The 21,387-nt window shown below is 38.3% G+C and carries 21 protein-coding genes; 15 read left to right on the top strand and 6 right to left on the bottom strand.

Annotated features, from left to right (window positions below):
* The first annotated feature begins 5 nt into the window (after positions 1-5).
* The 8 genes from AC5WOE_RS12370 to AC5WOE_RS12335 all read left to right on the top strand — a co-directional run bounded on the left by AC5WOE_RS12370 (position 6) and on the right by AC5WOE_RS12335 (position 9,380).
* The gene (locus AC5WOE_RS12370; RefSeq protein WP_496052697.1) at positions 6-884 is read left to right on the top strand and encodes a DegV family protein; all 879 of its coding nucleotides are present in this window, start codon (positions 6-8) and stop codon (positions 882-884) included.
* A gap of 6 nt (positions 885-890) precedes the next feature.
* Complete coding sequence (gene sdaAB, locus AC5WOE_RS12365; RefSeq protein ID WP_496048871.1) at positions 891-1,553, top strand: L-serine ammonia-lyase, iron-sulfur-dependent subunit beta; 663 nt, start codon at positions 891-893, stop codon at positions 1,551-1,553.
* Positions 1,554-1,650: 97 nt separating this feature from the next.
* On the top strand, positions 1,651-2,544 hold the full coding sequence (sdaAA, locus tag AC5WOE_RS12360; RefSeq protein ID WP_496048870.1) for an L-serine ammonia-lyase, iron-sulfur-dependent, subunit alpha: 894 nt from the start codon (positions 1,651-1,653) through the stop codon (positions 2,542-2,544).
* The gene (gene recG, locus AC5WOE_RS12355) at positions 2,541-4,583 is read left to right on the top strand and encodes an ATP-dependent DNA helicase RecG (protein ID WP_496048869.1); all 2,043 of its coding nucleotides are present in this window, start codon (positions 2,541-2,543) and stop codon (positions 4,581-4,583) included. The genes sdaAA and recG overlap by 4 nt, the downstream gene beginning before the upstream one ends.
* Positions 4,584-4,832: 249 nt before the next feature.
* Positions 4,833-6,065, top strand: coding sequence for an ATP-grasp domain-containing protein (locus AC5WOE_RS12350; protein ID WP_496048868.1), 1,233 nt, complete (start codon positions 4,833-4,835; stop codon positions 6,063-6,065).
* 18 nt (positions 6,066-6,083) lie between these two features.
* A complete protein-coding gene (locus AC5WOE_RS12345; RefSeq protein ID WP_496048867.1) occupies positions 6,084-7,295 on the top strand; it encodes an MFS transporter in 1,212 nt (403 codons plus the stop codon).
* 16 nt (positions 7,296-7,311) lie between these two features.
* Positions 7,312-7,983: a site-2 protease family protein gene (locus AC5WOE_RS12340; protein WP_496052696.1), complete on the top strand. Its 672-nt coding sequence runs from the start codon at positions 7,312-7,314 to the stop codon at positions 7,981-7,983.
* Positions 7,984-8,156: 173 nt separating this feature from the next.
* Positions 8,157-9,380, top strand: coding sequence for a cytochrome P450 (locus AC5WOE_RS12335; RefSeq protein ID WP_496052695.1), 1,224 nt, complete (start codon positions 8,157-8,159; stop codon positions 9,378-9,380).
* Between the two features lie 58 nt (positions 9,381-9,438).
* On the opposite strand, the gene AC5WOE_RS12330 is transcribed toward AC5WOE_RS12335, so the two are convergent.
* Positions 9,439-10,068 carry a spore coat protein gene (locus AC5WOE_RS12330; RefSeq protein WP_496048864.1) on the bottom strand — a complete coding sequence of 210 codons (630 nt, stop codon included), beginning with the start codon at positions 10,066-10,068 and terminating at the stop codon, positions 9,439-9,441.
* Positions 10,069-10,244: 176 nt separating this feature from the next.
* Here AC5WOE_RS12330 and AC5WOE_RS12325 point away from each other — a divergent pair, with 176 nt between their 5' ends.
* Complete coding sequence (locus tag AC5WOE_RS12325) at positions 10,245-11,717, top strand: catalase (RefSeq protein WP_496052694.1); 1,473 nt, start codon at positions 10,245-10,247, stop codon at positions 11,715-11,717.
* Between the two features lie 51 nt (positions 11,718-11,768).
* Here AC5WOE_RS12325 and AC5WOE_RS12320 read toward each other — a convergent pair whose 3' ends face one another.
* The 3 genes from AC5WOE_RS12320 to AC5WOE_RS12310 form a co-directional block, all read right to left on the bottom strand.
* Positions 11,769-12,416: a cupin domain-containing protein gene (locus tag AC5WOE_RS12320; RefSeq protein ID WP_496052693.1), complete on the bottom strand. Its 648-nt coding sequence runs from the start codon at positions 12,414-12,416 to the stop codon at positions 11,769-11,771.
* A 117-nt stretch (positions 12,417-12,533) separates the two neighbouring features.
* Complete coding sequence (locus AC5WOE_RS12315; RefSeq protein ID WP_496052692.1) at positions 12,534-13,508, bottom strand: hypothetical protein; 975 nt, start codon at positions 13,506-13,508, stop codon at positions 12,534-12,536.
* A gap of 62 nt (positions 13,509-13,570) precedes the next feature.
* A complete protein-coding gene (locus AC5WOE_RS12310; RefSeq protein ID WP_496052691.1) occupies positions 13,571-14,266 on the bottom strand; it encodes a YiiX/YebB-like N1pC/P60 family cysteine hydrolase in 696 nt (231 codons plus the stop codon).
* Positions 14,267-14,416: 150 nt separating this feature from the next.
* Here AC5WOE_RS12310 and AC5WOE_RS12305 point away from each other — a divergent pair, with 150 nt between their 5' ends.
* On the top strand, positions 14,417-14,725 hold the full coding sequence (locus AC5WOE_RS12305) for a hypothetical protein (protein WP_496048859.1): 309 nt from the start codon (positions 14,417-14,419) through the stop codon (positions 14,723-14,725).
* 48 nt (positions 14,726-14,773) lie between these two features.
* Here the strand turns inward: AC5WOE_RS12305 and lplA are convergent, their stop codons facing one another.
* Complete coding sequence (gene lplA / locus AC5WOE_RS12300; protein WP_496048858.1) at positions 14,774-15,769, bottom strand: lipoate--protein ligase; 996 nt, start codon at positions 15,767-15,769, stop codon at positions 14,774-14,776.
* Positions 15,770-16,061: 292 nt separating this feature from the next.
* Here lplA and AC5WOE_RS12295 point away from each other — a divergent pair, with 292 nt between their 5' ends.
* The 3 genes from AC5WOE_RS12295 (at position 16,062) to coaD (ending at position 17,978) form a co-directional block, all read left to right on the top strand.
* Positions 16,062-16,589, top strand: coding sequence for a DUF2062 domain-containing protein (locus AC5WOE_RS12295; protein ID WP_496048857.1), 528 nt, complete (start codon positions 16,062-16,064; stop codon positions 16,587-16,589).
* Positions 16,590-16,863: 274 nt separating this feature from the next.
* The gene (gene rsmD / locus AC5WOE_RS12290) at positions 16,864-17,490 is read left to right on the top strand and encodes a 16S rRNA (guanine(966)-N(2))-methyltransferase RsmD (protein ID WP_496048856.1); all 627 of its coding nucleotides are present in this window, start codon (positions 16,864-16,866) and stop codon (positions 17,488-17,490) included.
* On the top strand, positions 17,487-17,978 hold the full coding sequence (gene coaD, locus AC5WOE_RS12285; RefSeq protein WP_496048855.1) for a pantetheine-phosphate adenylyltransferase: 492 nt from the start codon (positions 17,487-17,489) through the stop codon (positions 17,976-17,978). The genes rsmD and coaD overlap by 4 nt, the downstream gene beginning before the upstream one ends.
* Here the strand turns inward: coaD and ylbJ are convergent.
* Positions 17,975-19,192 (bottom strand): sporulation integral membrane protein YlbJ, encoded by a 1,218-nt coding sequence (gene ylbJ, locus AC5WOE_RS12280; protein WP_496049429.1) that lies wholly within the window; start codon positions 19,190-19,192, stop codon positions 17,975-17,977. The two genes, coaD and ylbJ, sit on opposite strands and share 4 nt — an antisense overlap.
* Positions 19,193-19,401: 209 nt before the next feature.
* On the opposite strand from ylbJ, the gene AC5WOE_RS12275 reads away from it, so the two are divergent.
* Together AC5WOE_RS12275 and AC5WOE_RS12270 are read left to right on the top strand one after the other, a co-directional pair.
* Positions 19,402-20,196 (top strand): patatin-like phospholipase family protein, encoded by a 795-nt coding sequence (locus AC5WOE_RS12275; RefSeq protein WP_496052690.1) that lies wholly within the window; start codon positions 19,402-19,404, stop codon positions 20,194-20,196.
* A complete protein-coding gene (locus AC5WOE_RS12270) occupies positions 20,189-21,229 on the top strand; it encodes a SepM family pheromone-processing serine protease (protein WP_496048853.1) in 1,041 nt (346 codons plus the stop codon). The genes AC5WOE_RS12275 and AC5WOE_RS12270 overlap by 8 nt, the downstream gene beginning before the upstream one ends.
* The last annotated feature ends 158 nt before the right edge of the window (positions 21,230-21,387 follow it).

The following is a 21,387-nucleotide window of genomic DNA, read 5'->3' as shown; positions in this document are numbered from 1 at the left end:
GGGGAATGGTATTGGCGCGTGTTCATGTGTTTACGGATAGTACAGCAGATATTCCCAAAGAACTTCAAGAGGAATTAAATATTCGTGTTATTCCATTGAAGGTACATTTGGATAACCAATCTTATTTAGATGGAAAGACCCTCACACCAGAGGAGTTTTATCGCAGATTGGAAGTAGCAGAACAACTCCCTACTACTTCACAGCCATCACCTATGGATTTTTGTGATGCTTATAAACAAGCAATCGCAGATGGTGCTGAAGAGATCATCTCGATTCATCTTTCCTCTGCATTAAGCGGTACCTATCAGTCAGCTGTGTTAGCAAAAGGAATGTTGGAAGAGGAAGCAAATGTAAAATTAACTGTTGTTGATTCTAAATCTGCTTCTTATGGTATTGGGGTTGTTGTAGTAGCAGCAGCAAGAGCAGCGCTTGCTGCTAAAAGTCTAAAAGAATGCCTGGAGATTGCAAATTATTATATTGAAAATCAACAAATATATTTTTTAGTGGATACATTGGAATACTTGAAAAGAGGCGGTCGGATTGGAAAAGCGGCAGCTGTGGTTGGGTCTCTTTTAAATATTAAACCCATACTTTCCATCAACAAAGAAGGAGAAATCTATTCTTTAGAAAAAGTTCGCGGTAAAAATAAAGCATTTGGTCGTATTTTAGAACTTGTCAAAGAAAAGATCCCGGATGGTGCTTTGTCAGCTACAGTCATTCATGCTGATGCACCTGAAGAAGCCAGTCGATGGATGGAAAAGTTAATGGAACAGCCTGAATACGATATTCGTGAGAAAGTGATTTCTTCGATTGGTCCTGTTGTCGGTACACATACAGGGCCTGCTACCCTTGCTTATATCCTAGTTCCTTTAAAGAAAGAATGATGAGATATGAAATACCGTACTGTATTTGATATTATCGGTCCTGTAATGATTGGTCCATCGAGTTCCCATACAGCAGGTGCAGCAAGAATCGGGCGAACAGCTAGGACGATATTTGGTCGAGTTCCTAAGGAGATTACCATCACTTTGTATGGATCATTTGCCAAGACATATAGGGGGCATGGTACTGATATTGCGTTGGTAGGTGGAATACTGGACTTTGACACTTATGATGAGCGCATGCCACTATCATTACAAATGGCAAAAAAAGCAGGAATAGATGTTCTGTTTGTCGAATCAGAAGAAATAGCAGATCACCCAAATACAGCTCGTATCCTTCTTTCTGATGATCAAGGAAAATTAGAAGTAGTCGGTATTTCCATCGGTGGCGGAAAAATAGAGATTGTAGAGCTAAATGGCTTTGAATTAAAGCTTTCAGGAAATTCTCCCACTCTTCTTGTGCTTCATAAAGATCAATTTGGTGCTGTTGCCGATGTAGCTACTATCTTAGCGAAGCATGAGATTAATATTGGCTATATGCAAGTAGCTCGTAAGGAAAAAGGTTTGGAAGCGCTAATGTCTATTGAAACAGATCAAAGTGTCACACCCGAATTATTAAAAGAAATTCGTCAAAAATCGGGTATGTACTCGGTGACAGTGCTAAATAATTAGAGCCACCGCTAGTCGGTGGTTTCTATTTGATAACAAGCTTTTTGGAATGGTGTTTAGTGAAATAATTGTCATTTTTATTTCGAAAGGAGTAGGACCTGTGAATTTTCGAAGCGTAGCAGAATTAGTGGAACTAGCAGAAACAGAACGGCTGAAAATTTCCGAAGTAATGATTCGACAAGAAGTTGAAGTGATGAATCGATCTCGTGAAGAGATCTGGCAGGAAATGGGGAGAAATTTGGATGTGATGGGACAAGCCATCGAACGAGGTCTATCCCAAGATAGCCGTTCGGCTAGTGGCTTGTCTGGTGGAGATGCGAAACGCATTCAAGCTTATAAAGAAAATGCCCCTGTACTACTCTCAGGAGAAACAGTATTGGATGCAGTAGCAAGTGCAACCGCAGTCTCCGAAGTGAATGCAATGATGGGGATCATCGTGGCTACTCCAACAGCTGGTGCATGTGGTATATTGCCAGGTACAATTTTTACGACAGCGAAGAAGTTTCAGTTGGACCGTGATGCGATGATAGCAGGCTTATTTGTATCTGGCGCCATAGGGTATTGTATTGCCAACAATGCATGTATCTCAGGGGCGACTGGTGGCTGTCAAGCAGAAGTAGGAAGTGCTACCGCAATGGCGGCAGCAGCAGTGGTAGAAATGGCAGGTGGTACTCCTTCGCAAAGTGCAGAAGCAGTTGCCATTGCGTTGAAAAATATGTTAGGACTCGTATGTGATCCTATTGCCGGTTTAGTAGAGGCTCCATGTGTAAAACGAAATGCAATGGGAGCAGCGATCGCAATGGTTGCAGCTGACCTAGCATTGGCAGGGGTGAAAAGTATTATTCCTACTGATGAAGTAATCAGCGCCATGTATAAAATTGGTCGAGATATGCCTGTTGCACTTCGTGAAACGGCACTTGGCGGATTGGCGGCCACTCCTACTGGAAGAGCCTTAGAGAGACAAATTTTTCAAAATACAAAGGAAGACGAATGACAAAACTTACGTATATTCCCGTTACTGAATTGCCCGGAGTGGGACCAGAGAGAGCAATACATTTAGCTGAGCTAGGTATCAAAAGTATGGAAGATCTACTTACTTATTACCCTTTCCGCTATGATAACTTTCAACTAATTAGTCCAGTTGATGCTCCACATGAAGAAAGGGTAACTTTTCGTGGAAGGATAGTCGGCAGTCCCAGCATGCGTTGGTTTGGAAAAAAACAATCTCGTCTGACGGTAAAGATGGAAGTAGATAGTATACCCATTACGGTGATGTGGTTTAATCAGCACTATTTGAAGCCGAAACTTTCATATGGCTCTACGATTATGGTGACAGGAAGATGGGATCGTGAAAAATTATTGATCAATGGGGAGAGAACGTTTTTTAGTCAAAAAGAACAAGAAGCTCAACTTGGTCATTTTGAACCTATTTATTCCGTGACCAGTAAAATAAAAGTGTCTTGGTTAAGAAAACTCATCATGGAAGCCTTTAAGGAATATGGTAGTCAAATTGAAGAAGTGTTACCTGCAAGCTTACGTTCTAAATATCGATTGATACCAAGAGCAAAGGCAATGTACTTTCTTCATTTCCCAAGGGATATAAAAGATAGTCAGCAGGCACGTCGAAGCATTGTTTATGAAGAGTTATTTCTGTATGAATGCCGTTTAATATGGTCCAGGTTACAAAATCGCCGTGAGACAAAAGGGATATCTAGAGAAATCGACGAAGGAAAATTGCAAGAAATGATAGACGATCTAGCATTCCCATTGACTGGTGCACAGCAGAGAGTAGTAGACGAAATTTGTGCTGACCTGAAATCTCCGTTTCAAATGAATCGCTTATTACAAGGAGATGTGGGTTCTGGAAAAACAGTTGTAGCGGCAATCGCTCTCTATGCGAATTACTTATCTGGTTATCAAGGTGCTATGATGGTACCTACTGAAATTTTAGCAGACCAACATGCAACTTCCTTGAAAGCCATTTTGGAGAAATGGGGATTACAAGTAGTAACACTCACGGGAAATATGAAAGCTGCTAGCAGGAGAGAAACGTTAGAGCAGATTCAGCAAGGTTCAGCTGATGTGATAGTTGGAACTCATGCATTGATCCAAGAAGCTGTCGTGTACCAAAAACTAGGTTTGGTCATCACGGATGAACAACATCGATTTGGAGTTAAACAGAGAGGTACACTTCGTGAAAAAGGGGAGTTTCCAGACGTTTTGATGATGACAGCTACCCCAATTCCACGAACGCTGGCCATTTCAGTTTACGGAGAAATGGATGTTTCGATTATTGACGAGATGCCGGCAGGTCGTGAACCTATTGCAACCTATTGGGTGAAAAAAGAAGCATGGAAAAGAATAATCGCGTTTGTGGCAAAAGAATGTCAAGCAGGTAGACAGGCATATATTATCTGTCCATTAATAGAGGAATCTGAAAAGTTAGATTTGGCTAATGCAGTAGAGTTATTTGAACAAGTTACATTGGAATTATCTCCTATTCGTGTCGGTCTATTGCATGGTCGTATGAGTTCTGTTGAAAAAGAGGAAATCATGAGTCTCTATGAACAAAATGATGTTCAAGTTTTAATTTCGACCACCGTAATTGAGGTTGGAGTGAATGTACCCAATGCTACTGTTATGGTCATCTATGATGCGGATCGCTTTGGTTTAGCACAATTGCACCAATTAAGAGGGAGAGTTGGCCGTGGTGGAGGAGCGTCAACTTGTGTGTTAGTTGCAAATCCAAAATCAGAAACAGGAAAAGAACGAATGGAGATTATGACAGAAACTACAGATGGATTTGTGATTTCCGAAAGAGATCTGCAAATGAGAGGGCCAGGCGATTTTTTAGGAGTAAAACAGAGTGGTTTACCAGAATTTCGTCTAGCTGATCTTACCCATGATGAGCGAATTTTAGAAGTGGCCAGAGCAGATGCAAAGGAAATTTTTCAGTCTAAAGCCGGGATAACCTCAGAAGAATACCAAGATTTATGGGAAAGAATGCAAACTGATGAATCCATATTAGACTAAAAGGTAGCAGAGAGCTACCTTTTTTATTTGGGAAAAATTCAAAGCGTTAGAGTTGAGTTACATACGAAATTTTCCCATAATGATTACTGAAAAACTTTTTGTCAAAATAAGTGATTATATATTTAATTGACAAATGAAATATTTTATTTTTAATATAAAAATATGGATTGTAAATTCTTTTCACATTATTAACTGACTAAAAAATGCAGCAATTATTCTAACACAAAAACCAAAGGACAGGGAAAGCAGATGAGCATACTCATTCTTAATCAAAACAGCTATGAGTTTTTTCCTTACAAAAAATGGCTAGAAGATGTACAGGAAGAAATTTTGTTTCTTACCCATTCGTCAGTGGGGGAACAGTTTGAAAGTAACCATTTTTTGTATTTTGAGTCTTTTCCTAATTATGAATCTGGTCTGGTAGATTTTAGAGCCAAACAACTTTTTGAGAAGTATCATTTTGATACCATTATCGCATTACATGAATTTGATCTTTTGCGAGCTGCAAAATTACGAGAGAGCTTGGGAATAAAGGGTCAATCGTATGATAATGCATTTCGCTATCGAAATAAAATAAAGATGAAATCAGTTTTACAACAGAATGATAGAATAGAAATTCCTCACTTTCAAGAAATGAATTATCCTCTAGATGCTGTTCGTTTTATCGATCAATATAACTATCCTGTAGTCATAAAACCTGCTGACAGTGCTGGATCAATGGGGACAAGCGTGATTCATAATGAAAAAGATTTGGAAAAATTAGCATCCGATATGACGATGTATCAGTTTGCTAGTCATCAACCAACAAATAATCTATTGTTGGAAACATATGTACCTGGCGAAATGTATCATGTCGATGGGTATATTCAAGACAATGAGCTGATTCTCATCTGTGCCTCGAAGTATTTAGAAGATTCATTGATATACTTAGATCAAAACGATATAGCTGGTAGTTTTACACTGCCCCCGGACAGTCCACTTAGTAAACGACTCATAGAAGAAACAGAAAAAGTAATTCATACTCTTGGTTCTGCTGATAGTTTTATCTTTCATGCTGAATTCTTTCATACCCCTGACGATCGTTTAGTATTTTGTGAAATTGCTAGTCGACCTGGCGGAGCGAGAATTGTGGATATGATAGATGTCGCGTATGATTTTCATATTACAAAAGCATTAACCCGAGCTTTTTGTGGGAAAGAAAAAACATCATCAGCTGTGAGCTTAAAAAGATTGGCGGGTCATGTTGTGCCTATTCCCCAAAAAGGGACACTGGTAGATGCTCCAATAGAGGCGCCTTTTCCTTGGATCGTCCAATATCGTTTAAATATTAAGTTAGGGACTAATTTTGATGGAGTTGCCTATAGTTCTCAACATATAGCCTATATGATTGTTGAGGCGGATACAGAAGATCAATTAAAAGAAAGGCTGATAGAAGCCAATAATTGGTTCCAACAAGCGTGTGTTTGGGAAAAATCTGAATAATATTGGAGGAAGAGAGTGATGGGCATAAAAAGATTTTTTCCCCCATACCCAGCAGGAGTTTGGTATCTTGCTGGGGTAAACTTTCTTACACGTTTTATTACTTTTATGATGCTTCCTCTGTCCATCATTTATTTGGGGAAGATAGGATATGATGAGTCTGAAGTTGGATGGATTTTAGGAATTGGATGGATTATTGGTGCCTTTGGGGGGCCATTAGTAGGATATTTGGTCGATAAATTTGGTTCAAAGCGTGTATATGTGGTCATTCTCATCCTATGGTCGGTATCGTTTGTTGGATATGGATTTACCCAGTCTTTTTGGATATTGATGTGTTTGGCAATACTCAATGGATTTTGCCGAAGCACGGTTGAGGTTGTCATATTATCTCGAATGTTTGCTTCTGTTCCAACTGATCAGCAAAGTAACATAAATCGCTTCCAATATATTATTTTGAATTGGGGAGCGATTATTGGGACTGCGGCTGGTGCATATACTGGAAAATATGTAGAACAAAATTGGTTTACGTATATGGGACTTGTATTTCTAGTACTAATTGTCGTAGATAGATTTATTCCTCAAGTGAAACAAGAGAAGGAAGAGCAGACAGATCAAACGCAACCTAATCCCTCCTTGGCAGAGGTATTGCGGATTATTTCCAAAGACCGTGTGTTACTACTTCTACTATTTTCAGGTATTTGCTATATGGTAGGATATATTCAATTGGACTCTACCATTCCTATTGCATTAAATGAGCAAAATCAGATGCATACCTATGCATTTTTAAACGTAGAAAATTCCTTGTTAGTTATTGTCCTAGCAGTGCCAATTATGAATTGGGCTTCTAAATGGAGACCTTCTGTCGTTGTGTTTATCATGTGTCTGTTTGTTAGTCTTTCTTTACTCTGCTTTGCATTTCCTTACGAACCTTTATATTATGTAGGTGTCTTGTTTTATACGATTGGAGAAATCGCCTTTTTCCCACTCTGGCGTCAAAAAGTAGCTGATTTAGGCGGTCCTATGAAAGGGACATACCTGGGGTTAACCAATTTTTCTTACTTAGGCTTTTTCTTTGGTAGTTTTTTAGGAGGAACATTTTTTGAGCAAGGTGGGAGTCTGCTTGTTTTCTCGATCATGGCCATAATTGTGCAATTTACTTTTTTGTTCTACATTTTTGCAGTGATGCTTCAAAACAAAAACGAGAAAGAAATGATATCTAGACAGGAAGCATAACAAAGGAGAGAACTTATTGGATTTTTCGTCTTTTTTCGCCTATCCGCTTGCGGATATCCCTTACGTAGTAGTCGCCTTATTGCTGGCATTTACCATACATGAATTAGCTCACGCCTATACTGCTTATCGATTTGGTGACCCAACTGCAAAAAATGAAGGGAGATTAACTTTAAATCCACTTGCACATATTGACCCGGTGGGGACGATTCTGATTTTTTTAATGGGGTTTGGTTGGGCCAAACCAGTTCCGGTTAATCGATTTTATTTTAAGTCTCCAAGGATAGCAGGAGTATGTGTAGCTTTAGCAGGTCCAGTTAGTAATTTGTTACTTGTTTTTGTGTTTATGAGTATTTTAAAAATATTTTTGCTATTGGGAGTATTGGAGAGTAACGTAGCCATTGCAGAGGTATTATTTCGATTGATTGATGTAGTGGTTCAGCTCAACCTCGTATTGTTTCTGTTTAATCTTTTTCCGTTTCCTCCACTGGACGGGTACCGGATCATAGAAGAATTGGTAAGTCCGAGTATTCGATTAAAAATGCAGCAATACGAACATTATGGATTACTTGTCTTCGTTATTCTGTGGATAACGCCACTCGGGGAATTTGTACTCACTCCTGTTTTTCAACATATAAGCCCGATGATATATCATTTTTTTGCAGCTTTATTAGGAATTTCTTTTCCTTAACGAAAACCACCAACTTCTTTATGAGTTGGTGGTTTTCTATATACACAATTCCTCTTTGCGTGATAGAAGTCCCTTTTTTTGATTTTTTAGTGAATTCATTTCATTTTGCTTCCAGATGTGATAAATTAACACATGAGTGAATATGTTAATTTAACATATAAGGGGCGTTTGTCATGAGTTCATCAAATCAAACTATTCTTTTACAAGAAATATCAAAGTTTAATTCAAAAGAAGAACAATGGGAACCTTTTGGTTGGTACCAACAGATGAGAGAGAATAATGCCGTTTTTTATGATGCAGAGCAGGATGTTTGGAATGTATTTTTATATGATCATGTGAAGACTGTGCTTTTTGATCACCAGTTATTTTCCAATAAAAAAGTACGAAGTTTAATTCCTATTCCACGGAAGATGGATAACCGAAGTAATATCAACTTAGTAGACCCTCCTGAACATCGGAAACGACGAGCTCTTCAGTCTCAAGCATTTATGCCAAGAAATTTGAAACAATGGGAACCTAGAATACAAGCTATTGTGGATGAGTTAGTCGAAGAGATGGAAGGCGAGTCTACAGTGGATATTGTGCAGAAATTAGCGATTCCTTTACCAGTTACGGTAATCGCAGAATTGTTAGGTGTTCCTTCTAAAGATAGGGGTATAATTAAGGCTTGGTCGGATGTTCTCTTTCTCCCCTATAACAAAGAGGCATACAGTGATATTGCCCAAGAAAAAGGTAAGGCTATGAAGGAATTCCAAGAATACTTGCATCCGATTGTCCAAGAAAAACGAAAACATCCTGTAGATGACATTATCTCGGATTTGACAAAAGCAGAGCTAGAGGGAGAACAACTAACGGTTGAAGAAGTGGTCATGTCGAGCATTGGATTGCTAGGCGCAGGTAATGAAACGACAACTACGCTTATTTCCAATGTATTCTATTCACTATTGTTTGACCAACCAGGCATTTATCAAGAACTGAGAGCTGACCTATCACTGGTTCCTAACATGATTGAAGAAGTGCTCCGCTTCCGTTTTCCAGCTACTATGGATCGAAAGGTAGCGATAGACACGAATGTTTTTGGGCATGAGATGAAGGAAGGACAAGCAATAGTAGCATGGATTGGCTCCGCAAATCGAGACGAAGCTCAATTTGGTCATGCCGAAGAGTTTGATATCCACCGCCAAGGAAACCAACGTCATCTCACATTTGGAGCAGGTCCCCATTTTTGTTTAGGCGCCCCCCTCGCCAGAATGGAAGCCAATATTGCTTTAACGACATTCGTGAAACGGATTGCGAATATACAAAAGGTAGAAGGATTTAAGCTTACAGAGCATTTAACAGATTCAGTAATCGGTCAAGCGTTAAAAAGTTTCCCTATTCGATTAATGAAAGCATAATAGGGAGAATATTACCATAAATACAAAAAAGGCGATCCTCATGGATCGCCTTTAATTATTAATGCATAGCAGGAGTGGCAGGTGCAAATGCATGAACTAATGCATTTGTTGTTTGCTGATCATATTGAGGAACTTGGTAATGTCCATTTTTATTTCTCCAAAGGAAGAGTTCATAGGTCATTTCGATTGCATTTGGAACGCCATCTGCAATGACTCTGCGGACGACAGGGTTGGTTACTTCTGTTGCAGCCATAGCTTTCGAGGAAGCCAACCCTTTTACCAAATTGAGCATAAATCCTGAAATACAAGCATCATCGATGGCATTAGGTTGTTTGGGTTGTTTAGGGGTAGGAGATGGTTTTAATCCATAAACAATAGACTCATTGTTTTGATTAACCATTTGATATCTATTGGTTCCATGAGCTGGATCTTGTCCTGTCGAAAATGCTTGCACAAGCATATTGTATTCATCAAGAATAAATTGATATTGATTGTTGGCGATTTGAACTAATTCTTGATTTTTCAGTTGACCACGGAACATTGCATATTGTTCCAATGCACCGATCATACCGCCTAGTATTTCATGTACATCATTTAGTTCATGACCACCGTGGTTATAGGTAACAGAGCCAGTCTGCATGTTTTGTTGTGGTCTTTCATTTTGGAATCCATTTTGTGGTGTTTGCATCGAACATTCCTCCATCAGATTGATATAATTACTCTCCCCTTAGTCAGGAAAAATATTCATTTTGTTTGATACAAATTTCTCTAAATGAAATCGAAAAAAGACTTGAAATAAATATCATTTTATAATTATTATTATATAGGAAAGATAATCAATTACAGATAGGAGCATCTACTTATATGAGTGAACGCTTAACAACTAATCAAGGTTCTCCAGTAGGAGATAATCAAAATTCACGTACCGCTGGGCAACGAGGTCCTACACTGTTAGAAGATTATCATTTATTAGAAAAGTTGGCACATTTTGATCGAGAAAGAGTACCTGAGCGTGTTGTTCATGCACGAGGTGCAGGGGTGCATGGTGTTTTTACCGTCCATAATAGTATGGAGAAATATACAAAAGCTGCATTTTTACAAAAGAAAGGTAAAGAAACTCCTGTATTTGTTCGTTTTTCTACGGTGATTCATCCAGCTGGTTCTCCAGAAACAGCTCGTGATCCACGGGGATTTGCAACAAAATTTTACACAGAAGAAGGTAACTATGATTTGGTCGGAAACCATTTGCCGGTTTTCTTTATCCGTGATGCGATAAAATTTCCTGACATGGTGCATTCCCTAAAACCCGCACCAGATACCAACATACAAGATCCAGATCGTTACTGGGACTTTATGACTCTATCTCCTGAGTCTACACATATGCTTACATGGGTATTTTCTGACTACGGGACCCCTGCCAACTATCGTCAGATGAATGGCTTTGGTGTCCATACCTTCCAATGGGTAAATACACAAAACGAGCGCTTCTATGTCAAATATCATTGGAAACCTTTACAACAAGTGAGGAATTTGTCTGCGAGTGAAGCTCAAGTAGTTCAAGGTCAGGACTTTAACCATGCCACAAGAGATTTATTTGATCATATTGAAAAGGGCGATTTTCCAGAGTGGGATTTATACGTTCAAGTCTTCCCCATAGCAGACGAAGATGCTTTTATTGATAAATTCGAATTCGATCCCTTAGATCCAACTAAAGTGTGGTCAGAAGAAGAATACCCTCTGCAATTAGTTGGTCGTATGACTCTAAACCGAAATCCAAAAAACTTCTTTGCAGAAGTAGAGCAATCTGCTTTCTCACCTAGTGCATTGGTTCCTGGTATTGAACCCTCTGCAGATAAACTATTGCAAGGTCGATTGTTCTCTTATCCAGATACCCAACGTCATCGGATCGGGCCAAATTATTTGCAATTGCCAATCAATTGCCCATATGCTACAAAAGTGAACAATTACCAGGTAGATGGAAATATGCAGGCACGTACGGATATATCCACCATTAACTATGAACCAAATAGATATGATGATACGCCAAAAGAAACAGGCAGTAATGATGTAGAGAGTGAAACACCACTTACTGGTGCAGCTGGTAGGAAGCCCATATCCCAAACACTTAATTTCCGGCAAGCTGGTGAATTGTATCATTCCTTTTCAGCAGAAGAAAAAAATAATCTGATACACAATTTGACGAATGATTTGTCAGATGTAGATGAACGTACTAAATTACTAGCAATTTGCAATTTTTATCGAGCAGATAAGGAATATGGAGAAAGATTGGCTAAAGCATTGGGTGTTGATATCACACCGTATGTATCGAAAATATAAATAAAAAAACCAGCTTGTAGGCTATCCAGTCGATAAGCTGGTTTTTTACTATTAATACCAAAATCCATTGTAGGGGTTATTTTCATAACTATCCTGCTTGGATCGTTTGTATTTTTTTGTTTGTGAAACTTGGGAATTTTGTGTTTCGAAACATGATTCACCTACACACTCATCCGTTGGTCCGATGAGAGGCATTTGATTTTTTAATGGAGCTAGTGCTTTTTTTAGCAGTTTTGGATCTAAACAATACGTATGAGCAAAAACTTCAGTTGGCGTCTTGGTTAAAATATCAGAACCCGCAATATACTCTGGATAAGGTGCATCAAAGATGGCAAGTAGATGAGTTCCGTCTGTTGTGGCTACCTCCCAGTGCCACCAACCTTGAGGAATATTTGCAACTTGACCTGGAGTAATCGGAATGTCTGATTTTTTATTGGTAAAAGGATTGATAAGAGAAACGAGCGCCGAACCTGAAATACAATAGACCAATTCCGCAGCATTTTGATGATAATGTGGTTCTACTACACGGTTTTTGCTTAAAAAAATATCCAGCAAGGAAACATTTCCTAATGTGGTTAATTCATCTCTACCTAATTTATTTATAAAATTGCAATTATTGAGCGTGAAAAATCGATTTTGATTGACATCAGAAAAATATTGTACATCTGGGCTTTTGTAATCCATGTAACGTGTTGTCACAGCGATGTACTCCTTCCTAAATGGTGATTCCCTTGTAACATATGACTAGTCAAGAAATACGTGACAAATATCCCAAACAGCAAAAAAAAGATCCTCCAATTGCAGGAGGGATTAAAATTAGAAAACGACGATATCTTGGACAGTAGTATCTCGAATCGTTGGAAGAAGGTACTTTTTTTTCAATTTCCAATTTGAGATATCATACACTCCAACCAATCCTTGTCCATTTGCTGGGATTTGAGATAGCACATATAATTCATTGGCTTTTTGTTTTAGTTTGAAAACAGGTTGTGGAAGTTCAATTTGTTCGAGGATTCGATATGTTTTCCGATCGATCTTCGTCAATTTTTTACTGTTTTGAAATGAGATGAGCAAGTACCGTGACGTTGTAACAATATATTCGGGTCGTGAGTCAGGCAAAGTTTGATAGGTGATTTTCTTTGTTTTGCAATCGAAAATTGCGATTTGTTTTTGATTGGCGACAGAGGTAATAAATAAGTGATGATCGATGATTTGCATGTCATTTGCTTGGTCAATTTTGATTGGTATCGTCGCAGTAATTTTTGCAGAATCACGGTTTATTATATAAAGGACAGGCTTTCTTTGTTCTATAATCGTAGCAAAGACATAAATATAAGTTTGGTCAAAGGTTGCGATTCGCGGAAAGCCTGATACTATTGTCGATCGGCTTGTTTTTCCTTCCTGCCACTCCACTGTGCCAGCTTGTAGTGCTGAATTAAAAGTGGTGACACGAAAGTTTCCTGTTTGTTTCATATAAATAGGATAAAGGTGACTCTTTGCTTCTTTTAATTCATTATTTGCAAGGGTTAGCGAATAAATTTTATTTTCATATTGAACTGGGAAAAATAAATTTCCTGATCCATTATTTACGATTTGAAAAATGCCCATTGCGGGTATTTCAAATTCATCATCCTTATCTCCATTTTGGTCGAAAAGGACAAAAGCACTGTCAGGTATAGTGGCATTTGTGTAGATGGCCCCGAATGTATGGGTACTTGGCAAGGAGGAAACGGTGCAGCTTGTTATCAGAATGCTGATGCAAAGAAAATGTAGAAAATACCGGAGTCTCACATATCCATCTCCTTCTGTAAAACAGGTTATTTTCTATAAAACATAGAAAATAACCTGATGGCTTAACCTTGTGAGTAGTAGGGGATCGTATAGGGGCTTTTAATGAGATCAACAGGCCAAACGGCATAGCCTCCATAGTTGAGATCCCATCCTCGGTTATACCATGCCCTCCATACCAACTGAGAACAGTAGAATCGCGCTGTAGTGGTAATATTGAAAAAATTGTAATTGTACCCTTTGCCGATTTGTTCTCGGTTGTAGGCAGCTACATACTTGTAATCTTTTGAAGCAGCACCTTCTACCCACAAAGCTTTTACTTTTTTGTATCTTGTTTTCCAATCGTTCACCCAATGCCGTACGCCGTTTAATCCGATGGATTTGTTACCAAAAGATTCAACTACATAGCCAGGTACATCGGATACGATACCTGTGTGCCCACCAGCCCATTCAAATCCTGCGCTTGTGCCATCTAGTGTCACTAAAATATCTCCAGGTTCACCGATGGCATTGCCGGCTACAAATAAGGACTGCATATGTGCGTCTTTAATTTTTACGTGTTTTACAGCAGCTTCTTTTTGTATGCGTTCGATGGGAAGATTGTTATTCCATTTGTAGACTTGGTTTAATGTTTCCTTTTTAGCTTGAAGGGACATCTTAATTTTGTTAAAGTCAAGGGTGGCTGCATGACTGGTAGAGGGTATTAAAATAGTAAACAAAGCGATGAAAAAGGCGATAATCGAATAAAAAGAAAAGCGCATATTTTCACTCCCTTCTTTCCCTTATTGTAATTAAAATTCCATAAAATGTTCAATCTTTATTTTGTATTCGATTTGGTCAATTTGTTTATCCACTTTAACGACATGTGGAATAGACTAGAAAAAGATTGTTTTACTGGAGGTGGACAATTTTTGAGTAGAGAGCGAGAATATCAAGAGATTTCGGATTCCATCAATCACTTGGTTGGTCGAAAGGCAGTAACATCCAAAAAAATAAAAAATGTGGTACAAGAGGCAAAACATCTTCGTAAAACCCAAGGGACGTCTGGTTTAATGCGTTTTGCTTCAGCGTTGCCTTACAAGTTTTTCACGCCAAAAGAGTTGGATTATATACAAACTACTCCACAATATCGAGAACTATCTAATAGATTGATCGATTTGTTAGTTGTTGAAGGGGTCATATCCTCTTTTGAAGCGATGTTTTTACGCAAGCAAGTATAAAAAAAAGGAAGCGTAACTTTTCGTTCGCTTCCTTTTTGTGTATTGTTATTAGTAGATTAGGTCTAAGAAATCTGCTTTGCTGATATTACCAAAGTAATGCTTTACTTCTACATTTTGTAATGCTTGTTCTAAATCAGCACGGTCATATCGGATACCTTCTAATCTTTTTTCTACATCACTTACATCTCCAACACCAAAAAAGTCACCATAGATTTTACAATTTTTTATTACTCCCCGTTCACCGACATTTAAGCGTACATCAATAGAACCGATGGGAAAACGTTTGGATTGTTGAACATTAAATACAGGAGACTCTCCAAAGTTCCAATCCCAATTTTGATAACGGTCTTTAGATATTTGATGGATTTTTGTCCAATCGGAATCTGTGAGGATATATTCTGGTATTGGATAGTTACCTTCGAATATAGAATTTAACAAGGCGTCACGAAATTGTTTCATTGTAAGGGGTCTGTCGAGAAATTCGGAGATATTCGCTACTCGACTACGCACGGATTTGATCCCTTTAGACTGTATTTTGTCTTGTTTTACATGGAGCGCTTTGCTTACTTGGTCTAGGTCGACATCGAGCATTAATGTTCCATGACTAAACATGCGTCCACGCCGAGAGAATTGGGCGTTTCCGGATACTTTTTTGCCCTCCACTATAATATCGTTTCGACCACTTAGTTCTGCATGGACTCCTAATTTTTGAAGTGCTTGTATAACAGGCTCGGTAAATTTACGGAAGTTTGCAAAGCTCTTACCATCATCTTTGGTTAAGAAGCTAAAACTCAAATTTCCTAAATCATGATATACTGCTCCACCACCTGAAAGTCGTCGTACGACATGAATTCCATGTTCTCGTACATAATCGACATGAATTTCTTCGACTGTATTTTGATGTTTTCCGATAATGATGGATGGTTCATTGATATAAAAGAGTAAATAACTTTCCTGATCTATCTTTAAGTGCTCCAATACATATTCTTCAATTGCTAAATTAATTTTTGGGTCAGTAATATTACGATTGTCAATGAATAACATGGAAATTTCCTCCTAAGTTATGATAAACAAGTTCATCATAACGCGATAGAGATTGCATGAGAAGTATAATATTATTTATAATTGAATTGAAAAGGTGTGATTTGTAGTATCTTTTGCAAAAACAGGGGTACTATATTCAAATCTTTGTTAGAAATATGGTTCATGCAACGTTAAAATATGTGAAGTGTACGGATGGAAAAAACATGTTATTCTTATGAATGTATTGCCAGCATAACCATAATGGTAAACATGAAAAACAATACAAGGGTATGATATAAAGGGTTGTTATTGGATGAGCGAAAAGAAAAAAAAGAAAATACCAAATTGGTTTTTACAAATTCCACGTGCAATCCGCTACAATTACCTCAAGTTGTTACGGTCGCCTGAAGGAGGAAAGAAAGTTTCTTTAGGCTTTGCATTGGGATTTGGATTGGAAATGATTGTTTTACCTACCGCTTCCTTGATTTATATTCTGTTTTATCCAATCGTTCGCCTATGCGGAGGATCATTTCCAGCCTCTATCATCGGAAATGTAATTGGTAAATTGTCTTTTTTGCCAGTGATTTTGCTTCCTTTCTCCAAAAAAATAGGAGAGCTTATCTATCCAACCCCATATGAAGACCATGTAGTCAAGTTTCATCATATCTACCACCAGTTATTACAGGGTGATTTTCGTGTGGTCAAGGATATTTTTCGTGGGGGTCTGCACATTTTAATTGGTCAGACTATATTTGGTTGTATCTTGGGTATCGCTTCCTATTTTGTTATTTACTATCTTTATGAACGTCAGAGAAAGAAAAGGATGGCACAGGGAGATTAAGGGGAGATGGTCAACTGCTGAAGGAGTAGTTGATCTTTTTTGTTTATTCCACTTGTGTCTGTTTTCACAAAGCTTATATTTAGTATAATGGAGTAGTAATGCAAAAAAAATGACTCGCGAGCTTTTCGCGAGTCCATGGTATTTTCACCATATGGGAAAATACGAAATGGGAGAGGAGAAACCGGAGGAAGAGCTTATGGGGAAACGTAAGTCTTCTCCGCGGTTAGACAGACCTTAATGGGTACTGTCTTTATTTATTGTTGCCATAGCTTGCTTGTTTATTCAACAATTTGATATTTTTATCAAGAGAAAAAAAGTTGAAGGTGCTAAAGTTATGCGAATTATAGCAGGAAGTGCAAAAGGAATACGATTAAAAATGGTACCTGGAAACCATGTCAGGCCAACGACTGATCGAGTGAAGGAATCGCTCTTTTCGGTAATTGGTCCCTTTTTTGATGGTGGAAAAGGATTAGATTTATTTACTGGGACGGGTTCCCTTGGACTAGAAGCAATAAGCAGGGGTATGGATCAAGTTTATTTTGTAGATCAATCTGACGTTAGTTTACGAATTGCCAGAGAAAATGCGGTGCATTGCGGATTATCCGAACAGGCTGTATTTTTAAGAAGAGATGCGAGAAGTGTTTTAAAGTATTTTGCGACAAAATCATTGCAATTTGATCTGATTTTCTTGGACCCACCTTATCATGAAAAACTTTTGCAACCAGTTCTTTCTTTGATACAAGAAAAATCACTTTTATCGCAGGCAGGATTGTTGGTGGTGGAACATCCGCATACTTTATCGATTCTTTCATCTGATAGTAGCTTTGTTACTTCTAGAGAACTCTCTTATGGAGATACTATTATTACATTGTTGAAACAGAAGGGAGAAACATCAGCGTGAAGGTAGCTGTATATCCAGGTAGTTTTGATCCGATCACTTATGGTCATCTCGATATATTAAAAAGAGGGGCTAAAATATTTGATAAAGTGATCGTAGCAGTACTGATCAATTCAGCCAAACAACCTCTCTTTAGTGTAGAAGAAAGAAAACAAATGATCACGGAAGCCATCAGTCAAACTGATTATGGTGTACCAGTTGAAGTAGATAGTTTCGAGGGGTTATTGGTAGACTATTTACGAGATAAAGATATTCATGTCATACTTAGAGGTTTACGTGCCATTTCGGATTTTGAGTATGAACTTCAAGTTGCTTCTATCAATCGAAAACTAGCTAATGACGTGGAGACAATTTTTTTGATGACCAATAACATGCACTCCTTCATCAGTTCAGGAAGTGTAAAAGAAATTGCCAAATATGGAGGAGATGTAACGGATTTGGTACCTCCTCATGTAGTAACGGCTTTAAGAGAAAAAGCAGATGTCGTTTAAACCGGAAAATGGTCTTGTTGTTTTCGTATCCGTTTCAGCAAATAGAACAGCCAGAAGGACAAGACAACAAGAGAAAAAACTTGCAAGTAAACCCACCAGTGCATAGGATTGTGAGTGATCCCAGTTGTCCAAGTGGGTGCAATGGCTTGTAATTTGGGTTTGAATAATTTCCAAAAAGCGAAAGTCAAGAAAAAAGCTAGTACAGCATGCAGTATTCTCGCAAAGAAATACGGACGATAGCGAATATCACTTTTACTCAGCACACTTGCAACTTGTGCATGAATAGACAGACCATTCCAGCCGAGAAAAAAACTGACGAGTGCGAGTTGTATAAGCAGTGAAACGTTTGGGCTGTACTCGCTGATCATTTGAGAACCAATGGTCATCTCCAGTATTCCGGCAACTAAGGGAATGGATAGTATATCAGAAAGATGAAGCAATTGAAGGATTGGTTGTAAAATGGAGGCTAATAATGCTGTAATTCCAACATACGTAAAAACATGAATCAAAACAGAAAAGATAATAACAAAACCACCGATCATGAGTAGTGTCTGTACAGCAGAAGTAACTGCCTCACCAAGCATTTGACCAATCGGTCTTCCATCTTCTATTCTAGCATGATGCATGGCGGCAAAAGCTCTGATGAAGCGTTTGCCACCGTGATTAGCTGAGGGTGTAAGCTGTTTTTCTCTTGCGTGAAATCGCATAAGGAAGGCAACAATGAAACAACTTACATAATGAACTACTGCTAGGATCATACCCACTGAAGGATTTTCAAAAAAACCGATTGCAATTGCTCCAAAAATAAATAGTGGTCCTGCGGTACAAGCAAAAGAGACAAGACGTTCTCCTTCTTCTTTTGTGATTAAGTTTTGTTCTCTGAGTCGAGTAGTGAGCTTGGCTCCCATCGGGTTTCCTGAGATGAGGGCAACAGCCATAACAAATCCACCAGAACCAGGTACACGAAATAAGGGACGCATAAAAGGTTCAAAAAATACACCTAACAAGTGGACAACCCCGAATCCCATCATGAGCTCTGCAGTAATAAAGAAGGGTAGCATCGCAGGAAAAACGACATCCCACCATATTTTTAACCCTCGCAAAGAGGCTTTAAATGCAATTTCGGGATAGAATACTAGCGTAACCGCAAACAATAGAGCAAACATACCTAAGAATAAAGTTTTCGATTGACTTTGAAGGCGATGGGAAATCATTGCCATACTGTAGTTCGCTCCTAACTTCAATTGTAACGTTACTTTATCGTACGCGGTTGTCCTACATAATATGAGTTGTTTGAAAACAGTTTCCTGGTTATAGTGAAACTTAAAATTGAATATTTTTCTACAAATTGGCAAATCAACAAAGATAAGCAGCTTACATTTTTCTTATTTTTTATGGAAGTTTTTAAGCGTGGGGTGATGTGGTGGGTAGGCCTAAAGTAGGGATTGCATTAAGTGCCGGAGCAGCGAGAGGATTTGCGCATCTAGGTGTATTGCAAGTTTTAAAAGAAGCAAATGTTACAATTGATTATATTGCAGGAAGCAGTATGGGAAGTTTTGTTGGTGCACTTTATTCCAATGGTTTAGATTTAGAGATGGTGAAACATCTTGCTATTCATTTAAAACGAAAACATTGGGTAGATGTCACACTCCCTGGATTAGGATTTATTACAGGAGATAAGATGCAAGCCTTGACTAGACTCTTAACCCATCATAAAAACTTAGAAGATCTACCAATACCACTTGCAGTAGTAACCACGGATTTAATAAAAGGAGAAAAGTTAGTTTTTCGAACAGGATCGGTAGCTGACGCTGTTCGTGCAAGTATTTCCGTACCTGGTGTTTTTGAACCGGTTCCTTATGGGGATAAGTTGTTAGTCGATGGAGGAGTAGCAGATCGTTTGCCTATTTCCGTTGTTCGTGACATGGGGGCAGACTTTGTTATTGCTGTCGATGTGTTGTCCAAATCATATGATGTGCAAGTTAAAAATATTTTTGATGTGATTACCCAAGCGATTACGATCATGGAGCGCCAAATTTTAGAACAACAGGATCTGGCTGCGGATTTTCTTGTTGCACCAGAGGTGGGCGACATTGCTCCAACTGCTTTTCATCGAGTAGAAGAATGTATACGCCGTGGGGAACGAGCTATTCGTCCTTATTTGACAGATTTACTAGATAAGCTAGCCAATTGGCAAGGGGAGAACAAACATGAGTGAAACATCCAGTAACAAACAAGCGATCCGGTTGTTATGGCTTTCTATATTACTTTTAATCATTGGTATTTGCTTTCTCATACATGTTCCCTACTATGCAATGCAACCTGGAGATGCAATTGATACAGGAACAGTAATTTCAGTTGATGGAGGTTATACGGAAAAAACAGGTGACTTTTTTTTAACAACCGTTGCGATGAAACAAGCTAATGTGTTTGATTATCTGTTAGCAAAAGTGAATAAAAAAATAGAGCTAGTACCCATAAAAGAAGTATTAGCTGAGGATGAAAACGATAAACAGTATGAACAACAACAAGTTGAGAATATGTTAGAATCCCAACATAGTGCTGTTATTGCTGCTTTTCATCAATCTAAAAAGCCCTATCGTGTTACATACAAAGGAGTAGAAGTTCTAGGAGTAACTTCAGGAGCAAAAAATCATCTGAAAAATGGTGATATCATTCAATCCATCGATGGAAAATCCACACTCACAACGTATCAGTTATTGAACTTGTTTAAAACAAAAAAAGCCGGGGACAAGGTGAGCGTAGAAGTACTGAGAGCGAATAAAAAAGTAACAGAACAAGCGACTTTGATTTCATTAGATACTGGCAACAATAAAGAAAAACGAGTTGGACTAGGTTTTCTTCCGATGGATCGTTTGCTTTCTTTGACCTCTAATCCAAAAGTAAATTTCAAAACGAATAATATTGGCGGACCATCTGCAGGTCTCATGTTTACATTGGAAATCTTGAATCAACTGACTTCAAAAGATTTAACCCACGGTTATGAAATTGCTGGAACAGGGACGATTTCCCCAACAGGTGCAGTAGGACAAATCGGTGGTATCCAGCACAAGATTGCCGCAGCGATGGAAAAAAATGCAACAATATTTTTTACCCCAAAAGATATTTATGAGGGTGACGATAATGAAGCGATTGCCAAAAAGACTGCAAAAGAATTAGGGGCAAATATGAAAATCGTTCCTGTAGCTACGCTTCAAGAGGCGATCGATTATTTGAATAAATTGAAGTAGATAATGAAAAAACAACTATCTCATTTGTTTGGTGAAGAATAGTTGTTTTATGTAAAGAGAGAGATCCTTCACCATCTCTTATCGGATCTTTGATATTTCCGGTAGAAAAATACTCTTAAATAGAAGAGATAATGGGTAAGATACAAGTATGTTTTCCA

The sequence above is a fragment of the Shimazuella sp. NTD248 genome (genome assembly GCF_059510395.1).
Note: the sequence above shows the minus strand (reverse complement) of the source record. Positions and strands in the feature narration are given on the sequence as shown.